Annotated in this window: 9 protein-coding genes and 1 pseudogene; 6 read left to right on the top strand and 4 right to left on the bottom strand. The window is 43.6% G+C overall.

All coding sequences use genetic code 11. The features are described from left to right. Nucleotides 1-295: 295 nt before the first annotated feature. The gene (locus L4D12_RS12285; protein WP_428448136.1) at nucleotides 296-436 is read left to right on the top strand and encodes a hypothetical protein; all 141 of its coding nucleotides are present in this window, start codon (nucleotides 296-298) and stop codon (nucleotides 434-436) included. Nucleotides 437-633: 197 nt separating this feature from the next. Further along, nucleotides 634-1,341: a bifunctional 2-polyprenyl-6-hydroxyphenol methylase/3-demethylubiquinol 3-O-methyltransferase UbiG gene (gene ubiG / locus L4D12_RS12280; protein WP_428448135.1), complete on the top strand. Its 708-nt coding sequence runs from the start codon at nucleotides 634-636 to the stop codon at nucleotides 1,339-1,341. 21 nt (nucleotides 1,342-1,362) lie between these two features. Here the strand turns inward: ubiG and L4D12_RS12275 are convergent, their stop codons facing one another. Beyond that, the gene (locus tag L4D12_RS12275) at nucleotides 1,363-1,485 is read right to left on the bottom strand and encodes a hypothetical protein (protein WP_428448134.1); all 123 of its coding nucleotides are present in this window, start codon (nucleotides 1,483-1,485) and stop codon (nucleotides 1,363-1,365) included. Between L4D12_RS12275 and L4D12_RS12270 the strand changes: the two genes are divergently transcribed. The 4 genes from L4D12_RS12270 to yfaE all read left to right on the top strand — a co-directional run bounded on the left by L4D12_RS12270 (nucleotide 1,484) and on the right by yfaE (nucleotide 6,365). Continuing rightward, complete coding sequence (locus tag L4D12_RS12270; protein WP_428448133.1) at nucleotides 1,484-2,143, top strand: HAD family hydrolase; 660 nt, start codon at nucleotides 1,484-1,486, stop codon at nucleotides 2,141-2,143. The genes L4D12_RS12275 and L4D12_RS12270 overlap by 2 nt on opposite strands. Before the next feature lie 449 nt (nucleotides 2,144-2,592). After that, nucleotides 2,593-4,860 carry a class 1a ribonucleoside-diphosphate reductase subunit alpha gene (gene nrdA / locus L4D12_RS12265; protein WP_428448132.1) on the top strand — a complete coding sequence of 756 codons (2,268 nt, stop codon included), beginning with the start codon at nucleotides 2,593-2,595 and terminating at the stop codon, nucleotides 4,858-4,860. 57 nt (nucleotides 4,861-4,917) lie between these two features. Then, nucleotides 4,918-6,051, top strand: coding sequence for a class Ia ribonucleoside-diphosphate reductase subunit beta (nrdB, locus tag L4D12_RS12260; protein WP_428448131.1), 1,134 nt, complete (start codon nucleotides 4,918-4,920; stop codon nucleotides 6,049-6,051). Beyond that, entirely contained in the window at nucleotides 6,048-6,365 is a 318-nt protein-coding gene (gene yfaE, locus L4D12_RS12255; RefSeq protein WP_428448130.1) for a class I ribonucleotide reductase maintenance protein YfaE, read from the top strand. Before nrdB ends, yfaE begins: the two co-directional genes overlap by 4 nt. Before the next feature lie 40 nt (nucleotides 6,366-6,405). Here yfaE and adiA read toward each other — a convergent pair whose 3' ends face one another. The 3 genes and pseudogenes from adiA to L4D12_RS12240 form a co-directional block, all read right to left on the bottom strand. Continuing rightward, nucleotides 6,406-8,697: an arginine decarboxylase gene (adiA, locus tag L4D12_RS12250; protein ID WP_428448129.1), complete on the bottom strand. Its 2,292-nt coding sequence runs from the start codon at nucleotides 8,695-8,697 to the stop codon at nucleotides 6,406-6,408. A gap of 67 nt (nucleotides 8,698-8,764) precedes the next feature. Next, the gene (potE, locus tag L4D12_RS12245) at nucleotides 8,765-10,111 is read right to left on the bottom strand and encodes a putrescine-ornithine antiporter (RefSeq protein ID WP_428448128.1); all 1,347 of its coding nucleotides are present in this window, start codon (nucleotides 10,109-10,111) and stop codon (nucleotides 8,765-8,767) included. A gap of 747 nt (nucleotides 10,112-10,858) precedes the next feature. Beyond that, nucleotides 10,859-11,146 (bottom strand): annotated as a pseudogene (locus L4D12_RS12240) (group II intron reverse transcriptase/maturase); the annotation flags it as partial.

Below are 11,146 nucleotides of genomic sequence, written 5' to 3'. Positions count from 1 at the left end.
AATGATCACTAACGTCCTTTACAACCTCAACAGGCACCGTTCTGCGCAAATTTCCCTTGAGTGGCACGTTCTGATTTCACTGTACACCTGCAACATAACTACAGATAAACTGTAACCATTTGTAAAAAACAGAGCCATCTTTAAGAACGCTAAATCCTTTGCTAAATGGTATAAATGCTGTGCATAAATCTGATCATCATCAAGTTTAGTAAAATATGAAAGCGTAGTATTGATCGCGCAAAGCGGAAATCTAAGATTCCAATAATCACTACAAACAAGCGAGGTCAGTATGTTGATGAGAGCAATCACAGCCATTGGTATGTGTGTAATTGGCGGGAAATACCTATTAATGCTCATTTTAGCAGCCATCACCATTTCAACTGGGTCTGTTCAGGCCGATGTGGTTTCATTAGCCATGGCCGATCCAGCAGAGTAATTACAATGGTGACATTATCTGAACCGATTAAGGGTGCTTGATAGCATGCTCACAAGCACCCCTGCCAATATTCCGGATAATCAATATGCACTTTCTCAAACAAGCTCGTCTGCTCAACCACATGCCCATCCTCAGTATGATCTATTGAACTGTTTTCGTTATAATGCCGTCATCTATCAGGACTATGGCATAATCACATGAGCAATCCGTTGAACGTCGACCCGGCAGAAATAAGCAAATTTGAAGATATGGCTTCCCGCTGGTGGGATCTTGAAGGGGAATTTAAACCTCTACACGAGATCAACCCACTGCGCCTTAACTTCGTGAGTGATCATGCCGATGGTTTATTTGGCAAAAAGGTACTTGATGTTGGCTGTGGTGGCGGAATCCTTGCTGAAAGTATGGCTGTCGAAGGCGCTAACGTTACGGGCCTAGACATGGGAGAGGCACCTTTAACAGTCGCTCGCCTTCACGCTCTGGAAACGGGTACCAAACTCGAGTATGTCCAACGTACCGCAGAAGAACACGCCAACCTTCACCCGGAAACCTACGATGTTGTCACCTGCATGGAAATGCTGGAACATGTCCCCGATCCAGCCTCTGTCATTGCAGCATGTGCCCGCATGGTAAAACCCGGTGGTCACGTTTTCTTTTCCACTTTAAATCGGAATATCAAATCGTATTTATTTGCCATCGTAGGTGCCGAGCAGCTACTCAAGCTCGTCCCCAAAGGCACCCACGATCATGACAAATTTATTCGCCCGTCAGAAATGCTAGCGATGATCGACCCCACCCCACTACAAGAACGCCACATTATCGGATTACACTACAATCCTCTTAAACATAAATACTGGCTAGGTAACAATGTCGATGTGAACTACATCGTCCACACCGTAAAGCCATAAGCACGCTTTTCCCTCACTGTACTACTCTGTGATCTGCTTAGCAGGACGTACATACCGCCCTGCTAAGTAATTGCTAAATGTACCTTTTACAGCCAATACTTGATTAATGACTTCAACAAACATGTCATACAAGGAAGGGATCATGGCTAGCACCATTCAGGGAATATTGTTCGATTTAGACGGCACTTTACTCGATACCGCGCCAGACATGGCCAAAGCAGCCAACCGGATACTTGCTGAGTATGATCGGCCACCACTGTCACCGGCTCAAGTGCAAGCTAACACCAGCCATGGCGCCAAAGGATTACTGACCGCCGGCTTTGGCTCCCACCCCTTACCCTGTGACATGACTATATTACGCCTGCGCTTTCTGGATTATTACAAAGAGAATATCTGCGAGCACACCACCCTGTACCAAGGCGTTACCAGCCTACTGGGACACCTCGATACCCAACAGATCCCGTGGGGAATCATGACCAATAAGCCTGGTTTTCTCACCGACAGACTACTACCATTTTTCCCCGAACTCATGGGAGCGCGTGCTTTGGTATGTGGTGATACCCTGCCACTGGCTAAACCTCATCCGGAACCACTGTGGTACGCCTGCGACTGTATGGGGGTCAGCGCGATACATTGCGCGTATATCGGTGATATTGAAAAAGATATGATTGCCGCCAAGGCTGCCAATATGACGGGTTTTGTTGCGGGCTGGGGCTATATCGGTGAAAATCAGACACCGGATGACTGGCACTCGCATGCTGTGCTCTCTCACCCAACGGAGCTGATCAGCCTCATAGCCTAGCCAAATAAAGACTCAAGGTGTAGGATTCGAGTGTCAAAGTAAGCTGTCTTGTGTATAAGCTAACTAGCCAATAAACAACCAAAAATGCTGACTTTCACAGCAACATTGATACCCCATAAAAAAGCAAGAATTTTATTTTTTTTCCAACCACATTTTGGACCGAATTTCCTTTGCATTTTTCTATGATATTGTCAGACCTGCGTAAATCAGTTAGTGAATGCTAACTATATTTTATGAATCCCCATGTTATCCACAGCTGGTCAAAAATTACCACCTTGCAATACCCCTCAATCGCCTCTATCTTGTAATCAAAATAGCTCAACACCCCAATATATAGTGTTAAAAGAAATGATCATAAATCCACCTAGGCATCTATTTTTTGCTACGGTTATGATTGAAAGTCACAAAAAAACACTGTTACTGCTGGATATCTGGGAAAAAGACCAAAAATGACTCAACAGCTTACTGTTACCAAGCGTGATGGACGCAAAGAAAACATCGATCTAGACAAAATCCACCGAGTAATTACCTGGGCTGCCGAAGGCCTAGAAAACGTCTCGGTCTCACAGGTCGAACTAAAATCTCACATTCAGTTTTACGAAGGGATCAAAACTGAAGACATCCATGAGACCATCATTAAGGCAGCGGCTGATCTCATCTCTGAAGATACGCCAGATTACCAATACCTATCAGCCCGACTCGCGATCTTCCATTTGCGCAAAAAAGCGTATGGTCAGTTCGAGCCACCAGCCCTGTATGACCATGTCACTAACATGGTAAACAAAGGCAAATACGACCAACACTTGCTAGAAGATTACTCTCAAGAAGAGTTTGATCTGATGGATACCTACATTGACCACTGGCGTGATATGAACTTCTCTTACGCTGCAGTTAAACAACTTGAAGGTAAGTACTTGGTTCAAAACCGCGTAAGCGGTGAAATTTTTGAAAGCGCCCAGTTCCTGTACATGATGATTGCGGCTTGCCTGTTTGGTAAATACCCGCGCGAAACACGTATGAGCTACATTAAGCGCTTCTACGATGCGGTTTCCCAATTTAAAATTTCACTACCAACACCAATCATGTCTGGTGTGCGTACCCCTACCCGTCAGTTCAGCTCGTGCGTACTGATCGAGTGTGATGACAGCCTGGATTCAATCAACGCGACGGCTAGCGCCATTGTTCGCTATGTCTCTCAGCGTGCTGGTATTGGTATCAATGCTGGCCGTATACGCGCGCTAGGTTCAGAGATCCGTGGTGGTGAAGCCTTCCATACCGGCTGTATCCCATTTTATAAATATTTCCAAACAGCCGTTAAATGTTGTTCACAAGGCGGTGTACGTGGTGGTGCGGCTACCCTGTTCTACCCAATGTGGCACGGTGAAGTTGAGTCACTGCTGGTATTGAAAAATAACCGGGGTGTTGAAGAAAACCGTGTTCGTCATATGGATTACGGCGTACAAATCAACAAACTAATGTACACCCGTCTCATCAAGGGTCAAAACATCAGCTTGTTCTCACCGTCTGACGTTCCTGGACTTTATGACGCGTTCTTCGCGGATCAAGCTGAATTCGAACGCTTGTATGAAAAATATGAGCAAGACAGCAGCGTCAAACGCAAAACAATCAAAGCAATAGAGTTGTTCTCACTGCTGATGCAAGAACGTGCTTCAACAGGCCGTATCTACATCCAGCACGTTGATCATTGTAATACGCATAGCCCGTTTGATCCGAGCGTTGCACCTATTCGCCAATCGAATCTGTGTCTTGAAATTGCATTACCAACCAAACCACTGAACAATGTTGAAGACGCTAACGGTGAAATTGCACTGTGTACGCTGTCTGCTTTCAACTTGGGTGCGATTGACACACTTGATGATCTGGAAGAGCTTGCTGACTTAACCGTTCGTGCACTGGATGCGTTACTTGACTATCAAGACTACCCATTGCCAGCGGCTTACCGTTCAACTATGAACCGTCGAACTCTGGGCGTCGGTGTGATCAACTTTGCTTACTATCTGGCGAAACACGGTGTTCGTTACTCAGACGGTAGCGCAAACAACCTGACCCATGAAGCCTTTGAAGCGATTCAGTACTACCTACTGAAAGCCTCTCTCGGCTTAGCAAAAGAGCAAGGTGCCTGCCCGGCATTCAACGAAACCACCTATGCTCAGGGTATCCTGCCTATCGATACCTACAAAAAAGATATTGATAACGTCTGTTCTGCTGAACTGCGTTACGACTGGGAAACGCTACGTGAAGAGATCAAAACTCACGGCTTACGTAACTCAACGCTATCAGCATTGATGCCCTCTGAGACATCATCACAGATCTCAAATGCCACCAACGGCATTGAGCCACCTCGTGGTTTCGTATCGGTGAAAGCATCAAAAGATGGTATCCTAAAGCAAGTGGTTCCTGAGTACAGCAAGTACAAAGATAACTATGAGCTACTATGGAATATCGGTAGCAATGACGGCTACTTACAGCTTGTCGGTATCATGCAGAAATTCATCGATCAGGCAATTTCAGCAAATACTAACTATGACCCAAGCCAGCAGCCAGGTGGCAAAGTGCCAATGAAACTGTTGCTGAAAGACCTGCTTAACGCGTATAAACTCGGCGTGAAAACGCTGTACTACCACAACACCCGTGACGGTGCCTCTGATAGTCAAGGGGATGTGGGCGCAGACGACTGCACAAGCTGCAAGATTTAATCAGTTACTAAGATAAAACAATGGGAGCCTGAGGCTCCCATTGATGTTGAGGATAAGATGGCATATAGCACTTTCTGTCAAACCAATAACGACCAACTTAAAGAACCGATGTTCTTCGGCCAATCTGTCAACGTTGCGCGTTACGACCAGCAAAAATTCGAAATCTTTGAAAAGCTGATTGAAAAACAACTCTCTTTCTTCTGGCGTCCGGAAGAAGTCGACGTCTCTGGCGACCGTATTGATTACAACAACCTGCCAGATCACGAACGCCACATTTTCATCAGCAACCTGAAATACCAGACACTACTGGATTCCATTCAGGGTCGCAGCCCGAACGTGGCACTGCTGCCAATCGTTTCTATCCCAGAGCTTGAAACCTGGATTGAAACCTGGTCGTTCTCTGAAACGATTCACTCACGCTCTTACACTCACATTATCCGTAATATCGTTAATGATCCTGCGACCATTTTTAACGATATCGTGGGTAATGAACATATCATCAAGCGTGCAGGTGATATTTCCAAATATTATGATGCTCTGATTGTAGCCACCAACGACTACCATCGTTTGGGTGAAGGTACCCACACCATTAACGGTGAGATCATCACGGTTGATCTTCACGAGATCAAGAAAAAATTGTACCTGTGCATGATGTCAGTGAATGCACTGGAAGCGATTCGCTTCTATGTCAGCTTTGCTTGCTCATTTGCCTTTGCCGAACGCGAACTGATGGAAGGTAATGCTAAAATCATCAAGCTGATCGCGCGTGATGAAGCTCTGCACCTAACGGGTACCCAGCATATTCTGAATTTACTGCGTAATGGCCATGACGACCCTGAGATGGCAACCATTGCTGCAGAGTGCAAGCAAGAGTGCTTCCAAATTTTCAAAGATGCCGCAGAGCAGGAAAAAGAGTGGGCAGAATACCTATTCAAAGATGGTTCGATGATCGGCCTGAACAAAAACATTCTGTGCCAATACGTTGAATACATCACTAACTTACGTATGGCCGCAGTGGGGCTTGAGCAGGCTTACCCTGGCGCCACGCAAAACCCAATTCCATGGATCAACTCTTGGCTATCATCTGATAACGTACAAGTAGCACCGCAAGAAGCGGAGATCAGCTCGTACCTTGTTGGTCAAATTGATAACGATGTTAGTGCCGACGATCTGGGTGACTTCGAACTATGAGTCAACTCACCTTTATGGTGAATGGCATAGAGGTGCACGGCAATAGCCGTGAACCTCTACTCACTCAGCTGGAGCGCGTAGGGATCCAACCGGAATACCAGTGTCGTAGCGGTATGTGTGGCGCTTGTCGCTGTACACTCACCCAAGGTGCCGTTGAGCAAGAAGATAACATGGCATTCATTGCCAAAAATGAAATACTTGCCTGTTGCTCTGTGCCAAAAACAAACCTCACTATCGAGTTTAACTACCAACTGGTTGGTACGACGCTTGATACAGCAGTGATACACGACAAAAAAAATACCGCTCAGTCTTAGCGGTATTTTTTTATCTTGATCTGCAATTCACTATGTAAGATCACGTCTTAATACACATGACATGATAAATTCCATCTTCAACTTCAGTCCCTTCCGTTTCATGCTCAAACCCAGGGAATTCTTTATCCCACACTTCTAAGCTTTGTAAATAACTGATCTGCGGGCTGGTGATATCACCAAAGCTCTCACCTGACATCAGCATAGGGATCCCAGGTGGATACGGGATCACCGCATTGGCTGTTACCCGATCTTTCAGCTGATGAGACGGCACCATTTCCACATTATTATCAACAATGGCTTCAAACGCTGCACGCGGAGTCACAACCGCTTCAGGTAACGTTGAATACGCCGCATTGAGTTTATCTGAAGGAGTATGTTGTTTCAGATAGTTAAACATTTTATCGCCCAAATCTTTAAAACCCATTTCGGCATAAACGTCAGGATAGGCCTCTACCAACTTAGGCAATACCGACTTCAATGGCGTATTTTGATCATAATGTTTTTTAAAGCTCAGCAGCGTGTTCACCAAGGTAGCCCATTTACCTTTGGTGATCCCCATCGAGAACAAAAACATGATCTGAAAATCAGTAGTACGGGTTGGTACAATCCCAAACCGTGTCAGATATTGAGTAACTAGCGCGGCGGGTACACCAGAATCCAACAAGTGACCGTCATCTCCCATACCCGGTGCTAAAATACTGACTTTAATTGGATCTAACATACACCAGTCATCAGGCATATCAGCAAATCCATGCCAATCATCCCCCGGCTTCATGACCCAGAAATCCTGGCTTGATGCTAAAAGGTTAGGATCCGCATCTTCAAAGGGGATCTCCTCGCCAGTATAAGGGTCGGCAATTGTTTCGGCATTCCACGGTTTAAAAAACCAGTCATTATCCGCTTCAAACTCACGATATAAACGCCCCATCGCCTGACGATAATCCACCGCTTCCTTAATCACTTCTTGAGTTAACGAATAGCCTCGATTGCCCGCCATTTGCGAAACGGCAATGTCATTAGACGCACTGATTGCATACAATGGTGAAGTGGTTGCATGCATCATGTATGACTGATTAAAACGCTGGAAATCAATGTGGTCTTTACCGTAGCGAATATGGATCCATGAGGCTTGCGAGAGTGCATTCAACAATTTGTGAGTAGAATGCGTTGCAAAAACGGTTGGCCCATCATCCGATTCAACCGGGTCACCGCGCATCGCAAAGTGATCTTTATAAATGGGGTTAAAACGTGCATAACCGTACCATGCTTCGTCAAAATGTAAGCGATTACTACTCTTACCTAAAATATCCTGAACCCGCTTGGCGTTATAACATAAACCATCATAGGTACAGTTGGTAATAACTGCGTAAACCGCCTCTTGGTTGGCATGATCTTTCGTTAACTGGCTCTCTAATACGCTTTTCTTGATCGCAGCAGGTTCTAGCTGCTCTGGATAGATAGGGCCAATAATACCGTAGCGATTACGCGACGGTAACATATAGACAGGTAACGCCCCCGTAAGCATCAATCCTTGTTCTATTGATTTATGACAGTTTCGATCACAAATCGCGAGACTATTTTCTTTCATACAAATTTGCATGATAGTACGGTTTGACCCAGAGGTTCCCGTCACTAAGGAGTACGATTTATGTGCACCGAAAACCTCCGCAGCATAGGCCTCACTATCACCAAAATAGCCAGTATGATCCAATAATGAGCCCAGCGAACCGCGCTCTATACCCATGTCGGTACGGAATAGCCCTTCCCCGTAATAACTATAGAAGCGCTGACCCGCTGGCGTTTTGGTAAAGCCTACGCCACCTTGATGCCCAGGAGCTGCCCATGAGTATTCATGAACATCATCATATTTCATCATACCAGCCATGAGTGGCGGTAAGAGCTGATCACGGTAACGCTGCATGGCTGCCAACGCACGACCTACAATAAAATCAGCGGTATCTTCTATAATCCAGGCAAACTCATCAACACGCGACATTAACTCTCTACTCACCGAGAGGGTAATTTTTTTCCGTTCGGCTAATAGAAATACCGGAACACCCTGCTGGCGATGATTAAGTTTATCAATCAATTGATAAAATTTTTCATTTTCTTCAACTTGCTGACCCGTCATTTGTGACGTCAGCATAAAGCAGTCAATTGCCATGTTTGCATTTAAAATCGAATAGCAATCATCAAATGACGTAGCGGTTATGACATCAATCCCTTCATTATGAAATTCATCCTCTAACCTTATGAGTGAATTTTCTATTACACCTGCTTTTAATGTGTCATTAAAAATCAATACCCGCTTATGTTTACCGTAATTTTTCATACTCTTATTTCCTTGCCTAGAAAATAATTTAAAACCCTGTCATATAAGACGACAAGATAGTTTACTATTAATCTATATGTTTAGAACTTGTATTTATTTCAAAGTTCTTTTGCAGCTGGTCTCGACTCGCAATAAAGCCATAGAAGAAATAACCAACCAACGTAATTGTCGTTCCATAATAAACAGCCTCTTCACCTGTTGCATATGCACCATAAATACTATAAAGCACCGCAACGGATCCGAGTATAATACCGGTCTTATATTCTTTATCTTCCACTTTGCTGATTCTTAAAATAACAGCAAGAGCTGACAGTGATAATATATAAGGGATCATATTGATGAATACAGCTAAATTAACCAACACATTAAATTGCTTTAATAATGTCGGAGAAATAGTCATAACGGAAAGTATAAGCTCCAGAGCCATCATGATCAGCATTCCCTTAACGGGAGCATCATACTTATTTACTTCAGAAAAGACTTTAGGGAATAACTGCATATCCGCAGCAGCTTTAGAGACTTGAGCATTGGTAAATTGCCAACCGAGTAGTGAACCGATACAAGCAATAATCGCCATTGCCGTAATGATATTACCCACCATAGGATCAAACATTTGGGCGAAAACTAAACCAAATGGTGCATCAGATTTCGATAACTGTTCATTGGGAATAATCCCTTGTATAACGGTGGTCGAGGCGATATAGGTAATCGCAGAAAAAACCGTAGCCAACATACATGCCAAGGGAACGTTACGTTTAGGGTTCTCTACCGCCCCCGAGTTTGCCCCGGCAGATTCAATCCCTAAAAAAGCCCAAAGCGTTAATGCAATACCCGATGAAATTGCGGTCACCGTTGGGACGTCATGAGGGTTCCACCCTGCTGCAAACACTTCCGGGTCAAACCAGAACCACCCAATAACCGATAAGCCGAGCACTGGAATAATAATTCCCCAGACCGTAAAGGCGGAGATGCCACCCGTGATTTTTGCACCTCGAAAATTAGCGACAAGAGTAACAATAAGGATGATCACGACACCGACAAAGGTATGTATTGGATTTTCTTTTAACCAAGGGAAAAAAGTTTCCAGATAACCCACCGTTGATACCGCAATCGCAACCGCACTAATCACCAAGCAAACATAATATGTATAGGACGCAATAAAAAAACTAGACTTACCATGTGCTTTTTGTGCATACGCAGACATACCACCATCATCTGTACAATACATACCACATTTAGAAAATGCATAAGCGATACATAGTGCGCCAACGGCTGTTATACCCCAGGCCAGTAATGCAATACCTCCTGTTGCCGCTAAACTTGATGGCAATAAAATAATTCCGGATCCCATCATATTAACAGTTACAATCGTTGTTAATCCGACCAATCCCATCTTATTACTTTCTTTACCCATGCTAGCTACCACCTACCAAACTGTTATTTTACTTATTCAATATGAAATACATCACCATCACATAAGTATAAATATAAGAATGACATTACAATCAAATAAAATAATTATTCATTGCAATGTGGACTATAAATATAGATTGAATGATTATAAGCTTAGTTTGACATTGTCATTTCACCACTTTAATTATAATAATTTACTATTGAATTCATCCAGATAACATTGACAAACCATAACCAACTGATAAAAATGACAAATAATAACTCGTTATAACATATATCCAATGTGTGGAGATCATAATCAATGATGACATATAAGAGACTCGACCAGTTATAACCCTATTATATTTAAACTATTCCATGAGACAGAAGATCTCATGAGAACGTCCAATTTTTAAGAACTCATATATTGATTTAGTTGTATACTATCTACCAGCATAAATACACCAAGATCATTAATAATTCATTTCAATGATTAATGAGTGATTATCTATGTCATTATTTATTTAAAACAATAGATATAAGTAATATAAAATAAACGAATTTAACTTTTCTAATATTGCTAATCCAATACTCATAGATATTAATATCACGTCAATCCGGTAGATTACATCGATGGCTCACAAGTCACCAATAATATAACATTGCTTTTAACACTAAGATCGCCGAATCCTGATCAAACATCGAGTAGGGTGAGGCGTCGCCGCCTCATCCCTCTCACAGAACCGTACGTACGGACCTCGTATACGGCTCATGTACATTTCCATTCAGCGTAAGTGCTGAACACATGCCCTGTCACAACATGTTCAATATTGACTAAACCAAGTTCATTGAACCATTGATTTGTCATAGCGTAGATCGATAACGGACTCGCAGAGCTTCTCCAGCCTGTCATTCGTATGTGACTAAACGGCGGTTTATATCCTCGCTGTTTCAATTCTCGATGAAGCTTACTTGGCTTCTTCCAGAGCTTGAGTTGGAGGCTTCTCAACCTTCGTCTTAACCACGCGGCTATCTTCTTAAACTCCCTCTTTGTATT

The organism is Photobacterium nomapromontoriensis (genome assembly GCF_050336815.1).
In the GTDB taxonomy this organism is placed as follows: Bacteria; Pseudomonadota; Gammaproteobacteria; order Enterobacterales; family Vibrionaceae; genus Photobacterium; species Photobacterium nomapromontoriensis.
This window is presented reverse-complemented; position numbering and strand designations above follow the sequence as displayed.

Excerpts from the sequence above, each read along its gene's own strand:
- L4D12_RS12285 (WP_428448136.1), top strand. The coding sequence starts at position 296 with ATGAGAGCAATCACAGCCATTGGTATGTGTGTAATTGGCGGGAAATAC.
- ubiG (WP_428448135.1), top strand. The coding sequence starts at position 634 with ATGAGCAATCCGTTGAACGTCGACCCGGCAGAAATAAGCAAATTTGAA.
- L4D12_RS12270 (WP_428448133.1), top strand. The coding sequence starts at position 1,484 with ATGGCTAGCACCATTCAGGGAATATTGTTCGATTTAGACGGCACTTTA.
- L4D12_RS12275 (WP_428448134.1), bottom strand. The coding sequence starts at position 1,485 with ATGATCCCTTCCTTGTATGACATGTTTGTTGAAGTCATTAATCAAGTA.
- nrdA (WP_428448132.1), top strand. The coding sequence starts at position 2,593 with ATGACTCAACAGCTTACTGTTACCAAGCGTGATGGACGCAAAGAAAAC.
- nrdB (WP_428448131.1), top strand. The coding sequence starts at position 4,918 with ATGGCATATAGCACTTTCTGTCAAACCAATAACGACCAACTTAAAGAA.
- yfaE (WP_428448130.1), top strand. The coding sequence starts at position 6,048 with ATGAGTCAACTCACCTTTATGGTGAATGGCATAGAGGTGCACGGCAAT.
- adiA (WP_428448129.1), bottom strand. The coding sequence starts at position 8,697 with ATGAAAAATTACGGTAAACATAAGCGGGTATTGATTTTTAATGACACA.
- potE (WP_428448128.1), bottom strand. The coding sequence starts at position 10,111 with ATGGGTAAAGAAAGTAATAAGATGGGATTGGTCGGATTAACAACGATT.